We start from the raw sequence: 19032 nt of genomic DNA, 5'->3' as shown, positions 1-19032 counted from the left end.
CAATACCTCTCTTTCTCATTTGACAATCATTATCATTCAACATAATTTGTCGCTCGATGTGTAGGACGGCGCCATCCCCCGAGGCCCTCCCACTAACCTATTGGCAGCAAGGTGATTTCCATGACGGAACAAGTATCCACAAGCAGGTGCGATTCACCGCTACTTCAGGCATTCGTCGACAATCGACTGATTCTGGTCAAGATTGCAGCGCGCATTACCGGCTGCAGGTCTCGCGCCGAAGACGTGGTGCAGGATGCGTTTTTCCGACTGCAATCGGCGCCGCCGATCACGTCGTCGATCAAGGCTCAGCTGAGCTACCTGTTCCAGATCGTGCGCAACCTCGCCATCGATCATTACCGCAAGCAGGCGCTCGAACAGAAATACTCAGGCCCGGAAGAGGAAGGCTTGAACGTGGTGATTCAGGGCGCTTCGCCGGAAACTTCGCACATCAACTTCTCAACCCTCGAACACATCGCCGATGCGCTGACCGAGCTGCCCAGCCGCACCCGTTATGCCTTCGAGATGTACCGCTTGCACGGCGTACCGCAGAAAGACATCGCCAAGGAACTGGGCGTATCGCCCACCCTGGTCAACTTCATGATTCGTGATGCGCTGGTGCACTGCCGCAAGGTCTCGGGCAATCGGCGGGATGCGGTGATCGCGGGTCGTCGTTAGGATCCGGATTTTGCGTCAAGCCATTCGCGAGCAGGCTCGCTCCCACAGGGTTTGAACAACAACACAAATCCAGTGGGAGCGAGCCTGCTCGCGAAAGCGGCCTCAGACTCAACGCAATACCGAGGCCGAACGCATCAGGCCAAGCTGCACCGATCAAAAAACCGCTCCCGCCCCAGAATCATCAGCGCCGCGCGCTTGTGCGGAAAATCGAATTCCTTCTCGCAGTGAAAACATTGGTTGTGCATATGCCCGATCATCTTCGCGTTGTCGGCACGCGGCTCGGCAACCACGCGCTGGGTGCGCGGATCATCGAGAAACAGGTAATGCACCAGCGCCGATAACCAGCTCGCGACTTTGTGCGGGCCGCGATGACTTTCCTCACCGACCAGCATGTGAATGCCACGGTCGTAATCGCCGGCATCGTAGAACGGCGCGATGCGATCTTCCTTGGCCCAGTAGGCTTCGAAATAGGCGAACGGCTGATCATCGAAACAGCCGATCAGCGTCAGCGTGTGCGGATCGGCATCGAGCTTGTTGAGGTACTCGCGATGCTGCTCAAGGCTGCCCTCCTCCTGCCAGAAACTCGCCACGCGCGGGCTGTTCTGCCAGCGATTGAAGCGCGACAGATCTTCTTCGATTTCCAGCGTACGCAAGGAAACCCATGCGCCAAGCCGCGCATCGAAACGCCGATAGACTTCACCGCGCGGTTTCACCGGTCGCAGCGGGTGGCGCTTGCCCTGGCTGATGACCATTTGCTGCGGATAGCTGCCGGTCAGTGAAGTGCCCAGCCACGGCTGCGGCAGTTGCCAGAACAGCGTGCGCTCGCAGCGATATTCGCCGGCGACATCGGTATTAATCAGCAAACCGCTGAGCAACGCCTCGGTCGGCGGCTGATCGAGTTGCCAGGTCAATTGCTGACACGCCGGATCGCGGGCGAACAACCAATAGCAGGCGGCCCACAAGGCCTGCCCGGGCGGCAGGGCAAAACGCTCATCGAGCTGGATCGGGCCTTTGCCCTCGCGGTCCAGGCGCAGCCGAATCAACGGTTGCCCGTCCAGCCTCAGGCTCAGTCGGCTCTCGGTAGCATCAGCGTTTAATTGACTGCCTGAGGGCAACGCCAAAGCAGTCAGGTCGTTCAGATGGGACATGGGTCGGGCTCACGTAATCGTCGACAGTTCAACGAAGTGACGTGAGCCGGGAAGGGAAATTTAAGCGCGGGACGAAAACAGCGCTTCAGTGATGCGGCACCGGCACCACGGCAATCCTGTACGGCTCGAAAATCTTCAATAACTCGCCGTTGTCGCGCAAACGCTGCAACAGATTGCCGAAGGCTTCGCCGCTGATCGGAGCGCTTGGCCGCAGAATCGCGTAATGGTGATAGATCTGATCGGTACGCTGGGAGGCCAGAAGCGCATCGCGGACCTTTTCGTTGCGCAGCAGGTAGTCGAACAGATAGGAACGCGTCACCAGGGCAATGTCGGCGCGCCCGCGCAGCACCATCAGCAGGTTGCTGTCATGGGAATAGGTCAGCGTGGCGTTGTAGTTTTTCGCGAGGTATTTCGGGTCGGCGTTGAAGTTGGCGAATTCGTAGTGATAGCCGCTGAACAGCGCCAAGCGCTTGCCTGAGAGGCTGGAAAAGTAGTTCTGCTGGCGGCCATCCTCGCGCTGGGCGACGAAAATCTCGGCGTCTTCCAAGCCCATGTCGACGTCATCGTGAGGAATGTCCTTCCAGCCCCATTCAGGGTTTTCAAAGATCGCCATGTCGATACGGCCCTGCTTGAAATCCCCGAAACGGCGCGGGATCGACGTCGGCACCAGGACGAACTGATACTCGCTCTGTGAGCGGTTCAGCGCCTCGACCAATTGCGGCAACAGGCCGGTGTCGGCGCCGTTTTCCGGGCGAATCGTATAGGGCGGGAAATGCGCGGCGCCGACCCGGACCAATTGCGCTGACTGAGCGGGCAATACCCATAACGCAGCCAGCGCAGCGAGCATCAGCCCGGCGGCTGTCCGAATTGGCGAAGACTTCAAAACACCCCACTCCCCGAAAAAAATAGCGATCAATGCATTCAAGCTAGGCGGTTTCGCCGAGTTAGCCAGTTTCCCGCCCGAACCAGACGGCTATTCAACGTGCTTCGAGGACCAGAATCAGCGCTTCGTCGGCGAGTTGATCGAGACTCAAACTGCCGCCAGCACGGAACCAGGTGGTGGTCCAGGACAGTGCGCCGGTGAGGAAACGTCGGGTAATAAAAACGTCGCCGCGAATGTAGCCGGCGTCCTTGGCCTCGCCCAGAACCTGCAGCCAGATGTCTTCGTAAACGTCACGCAAAGCCAGGACTTTAGCCTGGCCATCTTCGGACAACGAGCGCCATTCGTACACCAGCACCGCCATCGCTTCGCCGCTGCCGCCCATGATCGACTGCAACTCGCAACGAATCAGCGCCAGCACCTTGTCGCGCACGTCGCTTGCCTCGGCCAGGGCTGCGCGCATCAACGCGGTGTTGTAGCGGATGGTCTCCTCCATCACTGCGCGAAGGATTTCATCCTTGCTTTTGAAGTGATGAAAAATACTGCCCGACTGAATGCCCACAGCGCTGGCCAGATCACGCACCGTGGTGCGCTCGTAGCCTTTGTTGCGAAACAGGTGAGCCGCCACTTGCAGCAATTTGCCACGGGCGCTGTCCGGGTCGGTCAACTGGCCTTGCTCGACCAGTTCGCGCATGACCCGCAGGGCTTTTTGCTCGTCCACCCGTTCTCTCCTACAGTCGATCAGTGTGTTGCCCCCTGTAACCGCAGGGTTGCGCGCAATTTAAGCCGCGCGCGGGCACCAAGCAAGCGCTTGGGCAGAAGAATGTTTCTCCTGTTTACAAACCAAGCGCTTGCTTGGTAGCCTCCAAACACTTCTGTCGCAGGGCCCTGAGTCGGAGATAAAAATGCCAAACACCGTGCGTATCGGCTGCGCCAGTGCCTTCTGGGGCGACACCTCCACCGCTGCCGCCCAGCTTGTCACGGGGGGAAACCTCGACTATCTGGTGTTCGATTACCTCGCCGAGATCACCCTGTCGCTGATGGCAGGCGCGCGCCTGAAAGACCCGCAGGCCGGGTTCGCCAGCGACTTCGTTGAAGTGCTGGCGCCGCTGCTGACGCAACTGGCTGAACAGAAGATCCGCGTGATCAGCAACGCCGGCGGGGTCAATCCGCAGGCTTGCGCGGCGGCCCTGCAAGCGGCCTGCGACCAGGCTGGGGTCCCGCTGAAGATTGCCGTATTGCTCGGCGATGACCTGCAAGGACAGCTCAAAAACCCCGCCGATATCCGCGAAATGTTCAGCGGCGCTCCACTGCCGCGAATGTGCGTATCGACCAACGCTTACCTCGGCGCGCCAGGAATTGTCGAAGCGTTGCGCCTGGGTGCCGACATCGTCATCACTGGCCGGGTGGTCGACAGCGCCGTGGTCAGCGCGGCGCTGGTCCATGAATTCGGCTGGTCGTGGCACGACTACGACAAACTCGCCCAGGCCGCGCTGGCCGGACACATCATCGAATGCGGCGCGCAGTGCACCGGCGGTAATTTCACCGACTGGCGCGAGGTGCCGGATTACGAGCACATCGGTTTTCCGATCGTCGAGGTCAGCGCCGACGGCCAGTTCCTCGTCAGCAAACCCGAAGGCTCCGGCGGCCTGGTCACGCCGCTGACCGTCGGCGAGCAGATGCTCTACGAAATCGGCGATCCGCAGGCCTATCTGTTACCCGATGTGATCTGCGATTTCACTCAGGTCAAACTTCAGCAACAAGGCATAAATATCGTGCAGGTGCACGGTGCCAAAGGCCTGCCGCCCAGCGATAAATACAAGGTCAGCGCCACGTACCCGGACGGTTTTCGCTGTACGGCGAGTTGCCTGATGGCCGGCATCGACGCGGTAGACAAGGCGCGGCGTGTCAGTCAGGCGATCATCGACAAGACCGCCGAGATGTTCAGCCTGCGCGGCTGGGCGCCCTATAGCGAAACCCATGTCGAACTGCTCGGCAGCGAAGCCACCTACGGCCCCCACGGCCAACGCCGCGACAGCCGTGAAGTGGTGATCAAGATCGCCGTGCGCCATCCTGACAAACGCGCGCTGGTGCTGTTTTCCAAAGAGATCGCCCAGGCCGCGACCGGTATGGCGCCGGGTCTGACCGGCATTGTCGGCGGACGTCCGACCGTGTACCCAGTCATCCGCTTGTTCTCGTTCCTCGTCGATAAAAGCGCCTGCGCCCTGCAAATCGACATGGCCGGTGAGCGCCATCCGTGCGCCCTGCCCGACCCGGTGGCCCTCGACAGCGCAGATTTGCCGATCGCCCATCAGCCATCCAAACCCCAGGGCCGCGCCGATGCCAGTGTGCCGCTGGTGAAACTGGCGGTGGCGCGCTCCGGCGACAAGGGCAACCACAGCAACATCGGCGTGATGCCGCGCCATCCCGATTACCTGCCGTGGATCGCCGAAGCGCTGACCACTTCGGTGGTGGTCGACTGGATGCGTCACGTCCTCGATCCACTTCTCGGGCGTGTCGAACGCTGGTATCTGCCCGGCAGCCACAGCCTCAACTTTCTCTTGGAAAACGCCCTCGGCGGTGGCGGTGTCGCCAGTCTGCGCATCGATCCGCAGGGCAAGGCCTTCGCTCAACAACTATTGGAAATCCAGATTCCGGTGCCGCAGAGCATCGCCGAACAGCTCGACTAGAGGATGGTGTGCATGGCTTACGCGTCGATTTTTCGCGCCGATCTGTTCAGCGGCCAGAACCTGATTGTCACCGGCGGCGGGAGCGGCATCGGTCGCTGCACCGCCCATGAACTGGCGGCCCTTGGCGCCAATGTGCTGCTGGTCGGGCGCAAGCCGGAAAAACTCGAAAAGGTCGCCGCCGAAATCGCCGAGGACGGCGGCCGCGCGCACTGGAAGGCCTGCGATATCCGCGATGAAGAAGCGGTCAAACAATTGGTCAAAGAGCTGATCGTCGAACACGGGCCGATCCACGGTCTGGTCAACAATGCCGGCGGCCAGTATCCGTCGCCCTTGGCCTCGATCAATCAGAAGGGTTTTGAAACCGTGCTGCGCACCAATCTGGTCGGCGGTTTCCTCATGGCCCGGGAAGTGTTCAACCAGTCGATGAGCAAACACGGCGGCAGCATCGTCAACATGCTCGCCGACATGTGGGGCGGCATGCCCGGCATGGGCCACTCGGGCGCGGCGCGTTCGGGCATGGACAACTTCACCAAGACTGCCGCGTTCGAGTGGGGTTATGCCGGAGTGCGGGTCAACGCCGTGGCGCCGGGCTGGATCGCCTCCAGTGGCATGGACACTTACGAAGGCGCGTTCAAAGCGGTGATCCCGACCCTGCGCGAGCACGTGCCGCTCAAGCGTATCGGCACCGAATCGGAAGTCAGTGCGGCGATCGTGTTTCTGCTCAGCCCGGCGGCAGCGTTCATCAGTGGCACCACAGTGAAAATCGACGGCGCCGCCAGCCTCGGCAGTCGCGCCTGGCCGCTGCACAAGGCCAGCCACAGCGAATCGTTCAATGGTTTTCACCGCGCCTATTTACCAGAAGTGTTGCGTCCCGACGCGCTCAAGGACAAGGAATAAGCCATGGCGCAGATCCAGTCGCAACTCGACCCGCACAGCGAAGCGTTCGCGCGCAACCGCGCGGCCATGCTTGCCGCCATCGAGCAGGTGCAGCAGCTTGAACAGAACCTGCTGAACAAGGCCGCCGAAGCCAAAGACAAATTCAGCAAACGCGGGCAACTGTTGCCCCGCGAGCGCCTGAATCTGTTACTCGACCCCGGCGCGCCGTTCCTCGAACTGGCCAGCCTCGCCGGCTACAAGTTGCATGACGACAAGGACGGCAGTTCGGCCGGTGGCGGGCTGATTGCCGGCATCGGTTATGTCTGCGGCATCCGCGCGATGGTGGTCGCCAACAACAGCGCAATCAAGGGCGGCACGATCTCGCCGAGCGGCCTGAAAAAATCCCTGCGCCTGCAACAGATCGCCCGGGAAAACAAACTGCCGATGATCACCCTCGCCGAAAGCGGCGGCGCCAACCTCAACTACGCGGCGGAGATTTTTGTCGAAGGCGCGCGCAGTTTCGCCAACCAGGCGCGCATGTCAGCGATGGGTTTGCCGCAGATCACCGTGGTGCACGGCTCGGCCACGGCGGGCGGCGCCTATCAACCGGGCTTGTCGGATTACGTGGTGGTGGTGCGCGGCAAGGCCAAGCTGTTTCTCGCTGGCCCACCGTTGCTCAAAGCCGCGACCGGCGAAGTGGCCACCGATGAAGAACTCGGTGGCGCCGAGATGCACGCGCAGGTCGCCGGCACTGCCGAATATCTCGCTGAAAACGATGCTGACGGCATCCGTCAGGTCCGCGACATCATGCGCATGCTGCCGTGGAACGAACAGCTGCCCTGGCTGCCGGAGCCGCAATACAAGGAACCGCTCTACCCCATCGACGAACTGCTGGGGCTGATCCCCGACGATGCGAAAAAGCCCTACGACGTGCGCGAAATCATCGCGAGGATCGCCGATGAGTCGGACTTTCTCGAATTCAAAGGCGAGTTCGATCAGCAAACCCTTTGCGGCCAACTGAAAATCCAGGGCCGCGCCTGCGGCTTCATCGGCAACAACGGCCCGATCACCCCGCAAGGTGCGAGCAAGGCGGCGCAGTTCATCCAGCTGTGCGACCAGAGCCAGACGCCGCTGCTGTTTTTCCACAACACCACGGGGTTCATGGTCGGCACCGAATCGGAGCAGCAAGGCGTGATCAAGCACGGCTCGAAACTGATCCAGGCGGTGGCCAATGCACGGGTGCCTAAACTGACCATCGTCGTCGGCGGTTCCTACGGCGCCGGCAATTATGCGATGTGCGGACGCGGGCTCGATCCGCGCTTCATCTTCGCCTGGCCCAACAGCCGAACGGCAGTGATGGGTGGCGCGCAGGCCGGCAAGGTCTTGCGCATCGTCACTGAGGCCAAACAGCTGAAGGACGGCATCGAGCCCGATCCGAAAATGCTCGACATGCTCGAACAGATGACCGCGCAGAAACTCGACAGCCAATCCACCGCCCTGTACGGCAGCGCCAACCTGTGGGACGACGGCCTGATCGACCCGCGCGACACCCGCACCCTGCTTGGCTACTTGCTGGATATCTGCCACGAAGCCGACCGGCGTACGCTGCAACCCAACAGCTTCGGCGTCAGCCGCTTCTGACCGCCACGGATCCTACGGAGAACAACAACAATGATCTTCACCCCGGAACACGAAGCCCTGCGCCGCACCGTCCGCCAGTTCGTCACGCACGAGATCAACCCGCACGTCGAAGAATGGGAAAAGGCCGGGCGCTTTCCGATCCACGAGATTTTCCGCAAGGCCGGCGAGCTGGGCCTGCTGGGCATTTCCAAGCCGGAAAAATTCGGCGGCATGGGCCTCGACTACAGCTATTCGATTGTCGCCGCCGAAGAGTTCGGCACCATTCATTGCGGCGGGATTCCGATGTCGATCGGCGTACAGACCGACATGTGCACCCCGGCCCTCGCCCGCTTCGGCTCCGATGAACTGCGCGAAGAGTTCCTCCGGCCGGCGATCACGGGCGAGCAGGTCGGCTGCATCGGCGTTTCCGAAGTCGGCGCCGGCTCCGATGTTGCCGGGCTGAAAACCACGGCGCGCAAGGACGGCGACGACTACGTGATCAACGGCAGCAAAATGTGGATCACCAACTCGCCGAGCGCCGATTTCATCTGCCTGCTGGCCAACACGTCGGACGACAAGCCGCACATCAACAAGTCGCTGATCATGGTGCCGATGACCACCCCGGGCATCAGCCTCAGCTCGCACCTGGACAAACTCGGCATGCGCAGCTCGGAAACCGCGCAGGTGTTCTTCGACAACGTGCGCGTGCCGCAGCGCAATCGCATCGGCCACGAAGGCGCCGGGTTCATGATGCAGATGCTGCAGTTCCAGGAGGAACGCCTGTTCGGCGCGGCGAACATGATCAAGGGCCTGGAATATTGCATCGACAGCACCATCGAGTACTGCAAGGAGCGCAAGACCTTCGGCAACGCGCTGATCGACAACCAGGTGATTCACTTCCGCCTGGCCGAATTGCAGACCGAAATCGAATGCCTGCGCGCGCTGGTCTATCAGGCCACCGAGCAGTACATCAAAGGTCAGGACGTCACCCGACTGGCGTCGATGGCCAAGCTCAAGGCCGGACGCCTCGGCCGTGAAGTCAGCGACAGCTGCCTGCAATATTGGGGCGGCATGGGCTTCATGTGGGACAACCCGGTGGCCCGCGCCTATCGCGATGTGCGTCTGGTGTCGATTGGCGGCGGCGCCGACGAAATCATGCTGGGCATCATCTGCAAACTGATGGGCATCCTGCCCGGGAAAAAGAAATGAGCCGCCTGCCCGATTGCCAGACGCTGTTGCTGGAACTGCATGGCGGCGTGCTGCACATCACCCTCAACCGCCCGGACAGCCGCAACGCGATGAGCCTGCAAATGGTCGCCGAACTGCGCGCAGTGCTGGCGGCGATACGCGATGACCGCACAGTGCGGGCCTTGGTGCTCAGCGGTGCCGGCGGGCATTTTTGCGCCGGCGGCGACATCAAGGACATGGCCAATGCACGGGCTCAGGGGGCGGAGGCTTACCGTGAGTTGAACCGGGCGTTCGGTGCGTTACTGGAACAAGCCCAACACACACCACAAGTGCTGATCACTGTGCTGCAAGGCGCCGTCCTCGGCGGCGGCTTCGGTCTGGCCTGCGTCAGCGATATCGCCCTGGCCGATCACCAGGCGCAGTTCGGTTTGCCGGAAACCAGCCTCGGCCTGATCCCGGCGCAAATCGCACCGTTTGTGGTGCAACGGATCGGCTTGACCGAAACCCGCCGGCTCGCGCTGACGGCGGCGCGTTTCGATGGCGCTGAGGCGCAGCGAGTAGGGCTGGTGCATTTCGTTGAACAGGATGCGCAAGCGTTGGCCGAGCGACTGGATGAGGTGTTGCAACAGGTGCTGCGCTGCGCACCGGAAGCGAATGCGGTGACGAAAAAGTTGTTGCTGGCGAGTGCCGGACAGCCGTCGAGTGACTTGCTTGATGAGGCGGCGCAGTGGTTCAGCGCGGCGGTGACCGGAGACGAAGGAATCGAGGGGACCATGGCTTTTATGCAGAAACGTAACCCTCGGTGGGTCAGCTAAAAGCTTCGCGAGCAAGCCCGCTCCCACACGGATTCTCATTTGCTCAAATAACCTGTGGGAGCTGGCTTGCCAGCGATGCGGCCATCCCATTCACCGCTATCATCTCAGGAACCCCACCATGCCCACCCTCCACAAAATCCTGATCGCCAACCGCGGTGAAATCGCCTGCCGCATCCAGCGCACGGCGCAGGCGCTGGGTTATCGCACCGTCGCCGTTTTCAGCGACGCCGACGCCGATGCGCTACACGTGCAAATGGCCGACCAAGCCGTGCGTATCGGCCCGGCGCCGGTGCAGCAGTCCTACCTCAACATTGCGGCGATCCTCGACGCCGCCTGCCGCAGCGGCGCCGATGCCATTCATCCCGGCTACGGCTTCCTCTCGGAAAACGCCGATTTCGCCCGCGCCTGCGCCGAAGCCGGGCTGATTTTCATCGGCCCCAGCGTCGAAGCGATCGAACTGATGGGCAGCAAGCGCCTGTCGAAAATCGCCATGCTTGACGCGGGCGTGCCGTGCATCGCCGGCTATCAAGGCGCAGCGCAGGACGACGCGACCTTGCTGGCCGAGGCCGAGCGCATCGGCTATCCGCTGATGATCAAGGCCAGTGCCGGTGGTGGTGGACGTGGCATGCGCCTGGTGCACGAGGCCAGCGAACTGGCGGCGCAACTGCGCACCGCGCGCTCCGAAGCAATGAACGGTTTCGGTAGCGACGAGTTGATTCTCGAGCGGGCAGTGATCGAACCGCGTCACGTCGAAGTGCAACTGTTCGGCGACCAGCACGGCCATCTGGTCTATCTCGGCGAACGCGATTGCTCGATCCAGCGCCGCCATCAGAAAGTCGTCGAAGAAGCACCGTGCCCGGTGATGACCGCCGAGCTGCGTCAGGCCATGGGCGAGGCGGCGCTCAAGGCCGGGCGTGCGGTGAATTATGTCGGCGCCGGCACCGTGGAGTTCCTGCTCGACGCGCGCGGGCAGTTCTACTTCCTGGAGATGAACACCCGACTGCAGGTCGAACACCCGGTAACGGAAATGATCACTGGGCAAGACCTCGTCGCCTGGCAGTTGCTGGTCGCCGAAGGCCAGCCGCTACCGCTGACCCAAGAGCAGATCCGCCTCGACGGTCACGCCATGGAAGTGCGCCTCTACGCTGAAGATCCGGCAGCGGATTTTCTCCCGCAAACCGGCCGCGTTGTGGCATGGCAGCCAGCGCTGGCGCACGGTGCGCGGATTGATCACGGCCTGCTTGAAGGTCAGTCGGTCAGCCCGTTCTACGATCCGATGCTGGGCAAACTGATCGCCCACGGCGCCACTCGTGAAGAGGCGCGGCGCAAGCTGTTGCGTGCGGTGCAGGACACCGTGCTGCTTGGCGTGCAGAGCAATCAGCGCTTGCTCGAAGGCCTGCTGCAACATCCGCAATTCATCAGCGGCGACTTCAGCACAGCGTTCATCCAGCAACACTTTTCCAGCCACGCCAGTCTCAACGCTCATGTGCCGACGGCGAAGCAACTGGCGATCGCCGTGGTGTTGTTTTATCAGGCCAGCGCCCTGCCCCATCGCGCCCCGCTGCATGGCTGGCGCAACCACGCCAGTGTGCCGCTGCACTATCGACTCGGCAGGGACGAACAGGACTGGACGCTGTCGATGCTGGCGCGCAGATCCGGTGAATATGTCGTGCAGGTCGGCGAACGCACGCTGGAGTTGAAAATCATCGAGCACACCACCCAGTCGGTGACCATGGAGGTCGACGGCCTGCGCCAGCGCCATGCCTATCGTCTGCACGATGGGCAGCTGTGGCTGTTCACTCATCCGGGCAGCCTGCGCCTGGAGGATCGAACTCATGCGCCGATCGGCAGTCAGACGAGCGTCGCCTCCGGCACCCTGAAAGCACCGATGGACGGTGCCATTGTCGACGTGCTGGTCAGCGAAGGCAGTACGGTCAGCAAGGGTCAATTACTGGTGGTACTGGAGGCAATGAAAATGGAGCATCCGTTGAAGGCCGGCATCGATGGCGTGCTCAAACGGGTGCAAGTGAAGGTCGGCGATCAGGTAAAAAATCGTCAGGTTCTGTTGCAGGTCGAGTAGTCGCCCGGGCACAAGTGCGGGGTTTGACTACGCTCTGATAAATCAGAACGCGGAAATCAGGAACCCTGCGATGCCCCATTGGCTGGTCATAGATCTGGAAGCCACCACAGACGAAGGTGGCTGGCCGGTCACGGAAATGGAAATTATCGAGATCGGTGCGACCCTGGTCGACCGCGCCGGGCGCGAGCAGGATCATTTCCAGCGCTTCGTCAAACCGACCCGCCGTCCATTGCTGACGTCGTTCTGTCGGGAGCTGACGCACATCACCCAGGCCAACATCGATTCGGCGCAGCCGCTGAGCGAGGTCTGGCCAGCCTTTGAGCGCTGGCTGGCGCAGCATCAGGCTCGCCTTGAAGGCTGGGCCAGTTGGGGCGGTTACGATCGCCAGCAGTTACTGCAGGAGTGGCAGCGCCTGAACATCGACAGCGGCCTGAGCAAAGTCCCGCACATGAACCTCAAACAACGCTTCGCCAAGGCCCGCCGCCTGGAACGACCGCTGGGGCTCAATGGCGCGTTGCAACTGGCGGGCATGCAGTTCAACGGCCAACAACATCGCGCGCTGGAAGATGCCCGCAATACCGCACGGTTATTGCCGCTGGTGCTGCCGCTTTAGACGCGTGACGGCACGAAAAGCCTTGTGCATACTGGCCGCCCCCTTTTAAGCCCTTTTCGAGGAATCCGCCCATGTTTAAAGTCAACGAGTACTTCGACGGCACCGTCAAGTCGATCGCCTTTGGCACCGCTGAAGGTTCGGCGACCATTGGCGTCATGGCCCCGGGCGAATACGAATTCGGCACCAGCCAGCGCGAGATCATGCACGTGGTGTCCGGCGCGCTGAGCGTCAAACTGCCAGACAGCAGCGACTGGGAAACCTTCGCCGCTGGCAGCCAGTTCAACGTCCCGGCCAACAGCAAGTTCCAGCTGAAGGTCGCCGTCGATACCGCTTACCTGTGCGAATACCGCGGCTGATCCCGCCGGTTTCACAGCGCAAAAAAATGCCCGCGTCCAAAAGACCCGGGCATTTTTCGTTGCAGCGACAACCTATTCGAGAATTTCCACCGGCATGCCGACTTCCAGGCGGCCGTTGCCGTCATTGACCAGATTCTGCCCGAACATCGCGCCGTCAGCGGTGCTGCGGTGTTTCTGCAGCGTCGCGAACGGCTCGCGATCAGGGCTGCGCTCACCGGTTTGCGGGTCGACGGTGGTCATGATGCAACGCGCGCACGGCTTGACCACGCGGAATTCGATGTCGCCGATGCGAAGACGCTTCCAGTTGTCCTCGGCGTAAGGGGCGCTGCCCTCGATGACCAGATTCGGACGGAAGCGCAGCATTTCCAGCTCTCGCCCTACCGTTTCCGAGAGCGCCTGCCGCGAGGCTTCGCCGATCAGCAGCAATGGATAACCGTCGGCGAACGCCACTTGATCGTCGTCCTTGCCGAAACCCGACTGCGTGGTGCGTGCCCGCTCGAGCGGCATTTGCACCAGACGCGTGGGCTTGCCGAGGAAGTCGCTGACGAAACGCGCGGCTTGATCACCGGCGTCCGGCACCCGCAGGGTGTCGCGCCAGATCGTCACACCGCGCAGCTCGCCGTCTGCATCAGGCAAAGGAATTTCGATCGAGCCGTGCTCCGGAGCGCTCAGGGTCAGACCGCCGCTGGCATTGCACAAGGCCGACAACTGACTCATCTTCGCTTCGGCACGCTGGGTCAGAAAGCGCCCGCTGGCCTCGTCCACCAGCATCCAGCGGCGGTCGCCTGCCAGGCCCAGCTTGTCCAGCTCGATGCTTTGCAGGAGTTCGCCCTTGCCGGATTTCAACGGGTAACGATAAAGCGCGCTCAGACGCAGCATGGCCAGCTTCCTTGATGGAAAAACGCCACCCTATACGAGCTTCAATACCGAATCAAAGCCGTCTGGGGTTTAAACACAATCCCCGTGGGAGCGAGCCTGCTCGCGAACAGGCCGGCACATTCGCCATCAATGTCTCCGACCCTGCGCTTTCGCGAGCAGGCTCGCTCCCACAGGAAGCAAGATGTGCGTGTTTCAGGCCGGCACGGCGTCGAGCATCAGACGCTGGCGCACCACGTCGACCAGTTTGTCCGGCTGGAATTTGGAGAGGAAGTTGTCGCAACCGACCTTCTTCACCATCGAGTCGTTGAAGCTGCCCGACAACGAGGTGTGCAGCACGACATACAACCCACGCAGGCGCGGATCGTTGCGGATTTCCGTGGTCAGGCGATAGCCATCCATTTCCGGCATTTCCGCGTCGGTGAAAATCATCAGCAGTTTGTCAGTCATGTGCACGCCGGTATCGGCCCAGGCCTTGAGCATGTTCAAGGCTTTCAGACCGTCACTGGCAATGTGCATTTTCACCCCGAGCTGGCCGAGGGTATCGCGCAATTGCGAAAGCGCTACGTTGGAGTCGTCCACCAGCAGCACTTCGCGGCCACGGGCGCGCTCGAGTACCGGGTCGTCGAGTTTCTCGCGTGAAACCTTGGCGTTGTAAGGGACGATTTCAGCGAGGACTTTCTCTACGTCGATGATCTCGACCAGTTGATCGTCGACCTTGCTGATCGCGGTCAGATAATGCTGGCGGCCGGCACTGGTCGGCGGCGGCAGAATGGCTTCCCAGTTCATGTTGACGATGCGGTCGACGCCGCCGACGAGGAAGGCCTGCACCGAACGGTTGTACTCGGTGACGATGATCGTGCTGTTCGGGCCCGGCACCAGTGGGCGCATGCCGATTGCCTGGGACAGGTCGATCACCGGCAATGTCTGACCGCGCAGGTTGACCACGCCGCAGACAAAGGGATGACGCTGCGGCATCAGGGTCAGCTTCGGCAGTTGCAGTACTTCCTGAACCTTGAACACGTTGATCGCGAACAACTGGCGTCCGGCCAGGCGAAACATGAGGATTTCCAGGCGATTCTCACCCACCAGTTGCGTGCGTTGGTCTACCGTGTCGAGAATGCCGGCCATCAATGACTCCTGGGCTTGTTCTGATGAATTCACTATGGGGGTTTATCGGCTGCATTCAGCTAATCTTGATTGCTGTAAAGCCCGTAAGTAAAAATGCCACAAACGACCATTGATGTCACACTGACATCATGCTTTACTGGCATTCGTGATTTCATCTGCTAGATTCATTGCGGCGCGACCTCGGTTTGCACGTTAGGTTCCCGCGCCTAAGGGATTCCCCTAGGATCAATCAGGCCCAACCTGATATTCGCCATTTCCAATAGCCATTACTGTGACGCCATTCTCATTGCATGAACGGAGTCAGGCTATTGTGTGCGATCGCAATTCAGTGGCAACCCACCCTCTGGAACCTCTCGGCCCGTGTACTTGCACGACCGGGCGCGATCTGCCGACGATCCACGATCGTCGCCACACCCGGCCATCCGTCAACCAACACGACGTGGTGGATATAAACATGCCAATCGACCGCAAAGACTGGGCGCAACGCTTCCCCGAATTTCTGGTCGAGGCCGAATCGCTTCTCGCCAAGTCCGAAGAATGCCTGAACCATCTGCAATTGATCAGCAATGACAAGGATGCCATCGACTGTATGCTCGGCACTCTGCTGAAGTTGGCAGGCCGCGCCGAAGCGTTGGCACTGGAAGCAATCTCCGAGTTTTCCCTGCATATCTATAGTCTGCTGAATCTGACGCAGGATCATGTCGACCTGCACGACCAGGCGCTTGATGCATTACGAGACTGTTTCACCTTGATGGCATGGCAACTGGAGCTGGTGGATCACAAGACCGGACAGCTGAGCCTTGATGAAAGCGAGCAAACAGCTTTGCTGGAAGCGTTCGCCGCGCAAATGGGTCAGGACACATTTGAGCCGAAGACGATGAGCAAACGTTTGCTGCCACCCTCCCCAGCAGCGCGGCAGGCTTGATAAGACAGGCCGCGATATTGTCGTAATTGAATAGTTCATACCTGCCAGCGACAACCCGGATCAAATAATCAGCCCGACCAACGGCTAATTTCCAAGTGCCGCCATCAGGGTTTTCCCTGTGTCACCCAGCGACACTTCCCGGCCCGTCAAAGTGGCCGAACTACAACAATTCCAGCTTTTTCCAATATGGAACTTACGTCCACAAACCGATACTTCCTGACTGAATGGACATATATAGCAACCGCGACCGACGGTATGTTAAGTGGTATTATGCCGCCGGCTAGTTGCCTGCCGTTAATGGCACACTGACTCCAGCCTTTGCTCAGCAATGTTATTGCCAGTCAATGATTGCTCAACAAATGCAGTTTGAATCAGTAACATAATTGACAGTATTTTCACACAGAGATCCGCCAGCCACCGGCCGGTCTGCCCGCAGCGAACATCCATTGGCTCCATCCGTTATGTACGCCAGTTTCAAGTCACTCACCACATGGCCGCCTTCGCGGGAAAATGCCCGGCGCTTCACACTCGTCATGTGTGTTCTGGCGACCCTTGGCAGTCTGTTGGCTTATCTTTTCTCCGCGCACATTCCGCTGGGGTTGTTGGCTCTCGACGTCGCCGCCACCGCTTGCGTCTGGGTGCAATATCGCTTGTCGCGCAAGTCGATCAAGTTTCAGCCGCAAGAACTGGCTGACCGCCTGTTGCAAGTGCAGGAAAACGAGCGCCACCGCCTCAGCCGTGAATTGCACGACGATATCGGCCAGTTGCTTACCGCCGCCAAGCTGCAAAGTGACTGGCTCAAACGTCGCCTGCCGGAAGAACTGCAGGAGCAGTGCACGGTACTTTGCGACACGCTGGATGAAACCCTGAACAAAGTGCGTGACGTCTCGGCCATTCTCAATCCGCGCCAATTGACCAGCCTGGGCCTTGAAGCCAGCCTGCGTGCACATTTGCTCAAGACACTCGCCAACACGCCGGTGAACTGGAGCCTCGACTGTCAGCAACGACTCAATGGCATTCCCGAGGAAATGGCCGTCGCGGCGTTTCGCATCGCCCAGGAAGCCGTAACCAACATCCTGCGGCACGCACAGGCGAAAAACCTGTTGATTCAGGTACAGCGTCTGCCGCAAGGTCTGACTTTGTTGATCAGCGATGACGGTCTCGGTTTCACCCCGGCAGCCGATCCGGCCAGAGAAGGCCAACGCGGCATGGCCGGAATGGCCGAGCGTATCGAACAGTTGGGCGGCACATTGAGTGTTATAAGCGAGCCGGGCAAAGGCACAAGAATCGAAGCACTTTTCCCATGGGCGCCTCGGTCGCTCGAACGGGCCAGTACGAATAAGGTTATGCGTTGACTTGTAACTTACTTCTGGTGGATGACCACTCGCTGATCAGAGCCGGCGTGCGCGCTCTGGTACTGGATATTCCCGGTTACGCGGTAATCGGCGAAGCCAGTGATGGTTCGCAATTGCTTGAAATGGTCGAGCAATTGAGCCCCGATATCGTATTGCTGGACATCTCGATGAGAGAAACCGGTGGCCTGGAAGCGCTGCAACGCCTCAAGCGCGTGCGCCCGCAGAGCAAGGTTCTGATCCTGTCGATGCACACCGATCCGGCGCTGATCATGCAGGCGCTGGAGTCCGGCGCCCATGGTTATCTGCTCAAGGACACAACGGCCACTGAGCTTGAGCACGCGCTGGAGGCCCTGCGCAACAACGAACGCTACCTCAGCCCGGCCATTGCTCATACCGTGATCAATCAGGCGCTGACCCGTAGCCAGAAAAGCCAGCCGGACATCGCCGATTCGCACAATCTGACGGCGCGCCAGTTAGAGATCCTCAGGCTGATCGTACGAGGCAAGTCCACACGGGAAATCGCCAACGGTCTGGGCCTGAGCGTCAAGACCGTTGAAACCCATCGCGCGCAGATCATGAAGCGCCTGCAAATCTACGACGTGGCGGGTCTGGTGCTGTTCGCCGTGCGTGAGCAGATCATCAGCCTTGATGACTGATTGACGGCTGTTGGCCCAATAACGGCGAGTCCTTTGGCAAGTGCACCTGCAACGCGGCAGGTTTGGCGACAAAACGCAGACTGTCGCCTTCCAGCGGCTCGCCATCGAGATTGATGCTCAACCCTTCGGCAACCTTGATCTCGACCCACGGCAAGCGAGCCCGCACAAACATGCTGTCGAGACCGAAGCCCTCGCTCAGCAGATTCTTCAGCGTCCCGACCAGCTCCTGCGGTGCCGGCAGAATGCTGATATCCAGCAAACCATCGTCGACTCGCGCCTCGGGGCACAGCACATGGCCGCCACCCGCCTGCCTTCCGTTGCCGATTCCCAGCGCGAGCAGTTCACCCTGCCAATGAAAATCCGGCCCCTGCAACTCACCGTAAGCGGCATGCAGCTCACTGAACCGGGTCAGGCCGGTGAACAGGTACGCAGCGCCACCCAAGACTTTTTTCAGGTCTTCCGACGTATTGGCGGTGACCTGACTGCCAAATCCACCCGTCGCCATGTTCAGGAAAATCTGCCCGCCCACTTCGCCCAGATCGATATCCGAAGGCTCGACGTCGAGCAAATCCAGCGCCTGCGCCGGCTCCAGCGAAATGCCGGCGGCGCGGGAAAAATCGTTGGCAGTGCCCAGCGGTAGCAGGACAAGACTGGCTTTTTGCGGATGCTGCGCCAGCGCTTCGGCAATATCGCGCAAGGTACCGTCGCCGCCGCCTGCAATGATTTTCGTGTAACCCGCTGCCAGCGCCTCTTCGACCAGACGCTGGGCGTCGCCGGCCTCCCAGGTCACCCGGACAGCCAGCTCCCAGCCTTGCTCGCGCCTGGCTTCGACGGCGGCGCGGACATCCTCGTTGAGTGCCTGTTTGCCATGCAGGATCAGCAGTGCCCGGCGTTCACTCATAACGTCACTCCAAGAATTGAAATCGATTGAAACATCTTGACCACTGTGCGCCTTAAAAAAGCCACGGAGATGGCAATTAATTCCTCTTCCAACAACCAGCGTCCTACACAGCGGTATTTTTTCTTACGAAACAAGAGGAATCGGCTTAATTGACCCCGCCCGCCCCTTGGGTCACCGTGTGCCGGCAGCATCAACTTTCAACCCAACAACACAAGGATGTGCAGGTAATGAACGGATACCCCGCGAT

The 19032-nt window shown here is 60.5% G+C and carries 18 protein-coding genes; 12 read left to right on the top strand and 6 right to left on the bottom strand.

The features are described 5' to 3' along the window. Positions 1-120 precede the first annotated feature (120 nt). Complete coding sequence (locus ACMYUN_RS23620) at positions 121-675, top strand: RNA polymerase factor sigma-70 (protein ID WP_039759828.1); 555 nt, start codon at positions 121-123, stop codon at positions 673-675. Positions 676-809: 134 nt separating this feature from the next. Here the strand turns inward: ACMYUN_RS23620 and ACMYUN_RS23615 are convergent, their stop codons facing one another. The 3 genes from ACMYUN_RS23615 to ACMYUN_RS23605 form a co-directional block, all read right to left on the bottom strand. Continuing rightward, positions 810-1823, bottom strand: a complete 1014-nt coding sequence (locus ACMYUN_RS23615) for a GNAT family N-acetyltransferase (RefSeq protein WP_415761906.1) — start codon at positions 1821-1823, stop codon at positions 810-812. A gap of 85 nt (positions 1824-1908) precedes the next feature. Continuing rightward, positions 1909-2706 (bottom strand): substrate-binding periplasmic protein, encoded by a 798-nt coding sequence (locus tag ACMYUN_RS23610; RefSeq protein ID WP_415761904.1) that lies wholly within the window; start codon positions 2704-2706, stop codon positions 1909-1911. A 94-nt stretch (positions 2707-2800) separates the two neighbouring features. Continuing rightward, positions 2801-3424 carry a TetR/AcrR family transcriptional regulator gene (locus ACMYUN_RS23605; protein WP_039759835.1) on the bottom strand — a complete coding sequence of 208 codons (624 nt, stop codon included), beginning with the start codon at positions 3422-3424 and terminating at the stop codon, positions 2801-2803. A 184-nt stretch (positions 3425-3608) separates the two neighbouring features. On the opposite strand from ACMYUN_RS23605, the gene ACMYUN_RS23600 reads away from it, so the two are divergent. The 8 genes from ACMYUN_RS23600 to ACMYUN_RS23565 all read left to right on the top strand — a co-directional run bounded on the left by ACMYUN_RS23600 (position 3609) and on the right by ACMYUN_RS23565 (position 12941). Then, positions 3609-5393 carry an acyclic terpene utilization AtuA family protein gene (locus ACMYUN_RS23600; protein ID WP_415761903.1) on the top strand — a complete coding sequence of 595 codons (1785 nt, stop codon included), beginning with the start codon at positions 3609-3611 and terminating at the stop codon, positions 5391-5393. Between the two features lie 12 nt (positions 5394-5405). Beyond that, positions 5406-6290: an SDR family oxidoreductase gene (locus ACMYUN_RS23595; RefSeq protein ID WP_310405819.1), complete on the top strand. Its 885-nt coding sequence runs from the start codon at positions 5406-5408 to the stop codon at positions 6288-6290. A gap of 3 nt (positions 6291-6293) precedes the next feature. Continuing rightward, positions 6294-7910, top strand: a complete 1617-nt coding sequence (gene atuC / locus ACMYUN_RS23590) for a geranyl-CoA carboxylase subunit beta (RefSeq protein WP_415761902.1) — start codon at positions 6294-6296, stop codon at positions 7908-7910. Positions 7911-7940: 30 nt separating this feature from the next. Continuing rightward, positions 7941-9098, top strand: coding sequence for a citronellyl-CoA dehydrogenase (gene atuD, locus ACMYUN_RS23585; protein ID WP_039759842.1), 1158 nt, complete (start codon positions 7941-7943; stop codon positions 9096-9098). Further along, positions 9095-9892 carry an enoyl-CoA hydratase/isomerase family protein gene (locus tag ACMYUN_RS23580; RefSeq protein ID WP_415761901.1) on the top strand — a complete coding sequence of 266 codons (798 nt, stop codon included), beginning with the start codon at positions 9095-9097 and terminating at the stop codon, positions 9890-9892. Before atuD ends, ACMYUN_RS23580 begins: the two co-directional genes overlap by 4 nt. A 118-nt stretch (positions 9893-10010) precedes the next feature. Then, on the top strand, positions 10011-11972 hold the full coding sequence (locus ACMYUN_RS23575) for an acetyl/propionyl/methylcrotonyl-CoA carboxylase subunit alpha (protein WP_415761900.1): 1962 nt from the start codon (positions 10011-10013) through the stop codon (positions 11970-11972). A gap of 70 nt (positions 11973-12042) precedes the next feature. Then, positions 12043-12585, top strand: coding sequence for an exonuclease domain-containing protein (locus ACMYUN_RS23570; RefSeq protein ID WP_256809690.1), 543 nt, complete (start codon positions 12043-12045; stop codon positions 12583-12585). Positions 12586-12656: 71 nt separating this feature from the next. Beyond that, entirely contained in the window at positions 12657-12941 is a 285-nt protein-coding gene (locus ACMYUN_RS23565; protein ID WP_415761899.1) for a pyrimidine/purine nucleoside phosphorylase, read from the top strand. Positions 12942-13013: 72 nt separating this feature from the next. Here ACMYUN_RS23565 and ACMYUN_RS23560 read toward each other — a convergent pair whose 3' ends face one another. Then, complete coding sequence (locus ACMYUN_RS23560) at positions 13014-13820, bottom strand: MOSC domain-containing protein (protein ID WP_415761898.1); 807 nt, start codon at positions 13818-13820, stop codon at positions 13014-13016. A gap of 192 nt (positions 13821-14012) precedes the next feature. After that, positions 14013-14948, bottom strand: a complete 936-nt coding sequence (locus tag ACMYUN_RS23555) for a chemotaxis protein CheV (RefSeq protein ID WP_016770829.1) — start codon at positions 14946-14948, stop codon at positions 14013-14015. Between the two features lie 454 nt (positions 14949-15402). Here ACMYUN_RS23555 and ACMYUN_RS23550 point away from each other — a divergent pair, with 454 nt between their 5' ends. The 3 genes from ACMYUN_RS23550 to ACMYUN_RS23540 all read left to right on the top strand — a co-directional run bounded on the left by ACMYUN_RS23550 (position 15403) and on the right by ACMYUN_RS23540 (position 17884). Next, positions 15403-15873 (top strand): hypothetical protein, encoded by a 471-nt coding sequence (locus ACMYUN_RS23550; RefSeq protein WP_415761897.1) that lies wholly within the window; start codon positions 15403-15405, stop codon positions 15871-15873. Positions 15874-16334: 461 nt separating this feature from the next. Further along, positions 16335-17228, top strand: a complete 894-nt coding sequence (locus ACMYUN_RS23545) for a sensor histidine kinase (RefSeq protein WP_129997698.1) — start codon at positions 16335-16337, stop codon at positions 17226-17228. Further along, positions 17225-17884, top strand: a complete 660-nt coding sequence (locus ACMYUN_RS23540; RefSeq protein ID WP_039759857.1) for a response regulator transcription factor — start codon at positions 17225-17227, stop codon at positions 17882-17884. The genes ACMYUN_RS23545 and ACMYUN_RS23540 overlap by 4 nt, the downstream gene beginning before the upstream one ends. On the opposite strand, the gene yegS is transcribed toward ACMYUN_RS23540, so the two are convergent. Further along, positions 17868-18785, bottom strand: coding sequence for a lipid kinase YegS (yegS, locus tag ACMYUN_RS23535; RefSeq protein WP_039759859.1), 918 nt, complete (start codon positions 18783-18785; stop codon positions 17868-17870). The two genes, ACMYUN_RS23540 and yegS, sit on opposite strands and share 17 nt — an antisense overlap. Positions 18786-19032 lie beyond the last annotated feature (247 nt).

The sequence above is a fragment of the Pseudomonas sp. CP4 genome, from assembly GCF_047758505.1.
Classification (GTDB): Bacteria; Pseudomonadota; Gammaproteobacteria; order Pseudomonadales; family Pseudomonadaceae; genus Aquipseudomonas; species Aquipseudomonas fluorescens_AO.
Note: the sequence above shows the minus strand (reverse complement) of the source record. Positions and strands in the feature narration are given on the sequence as shown.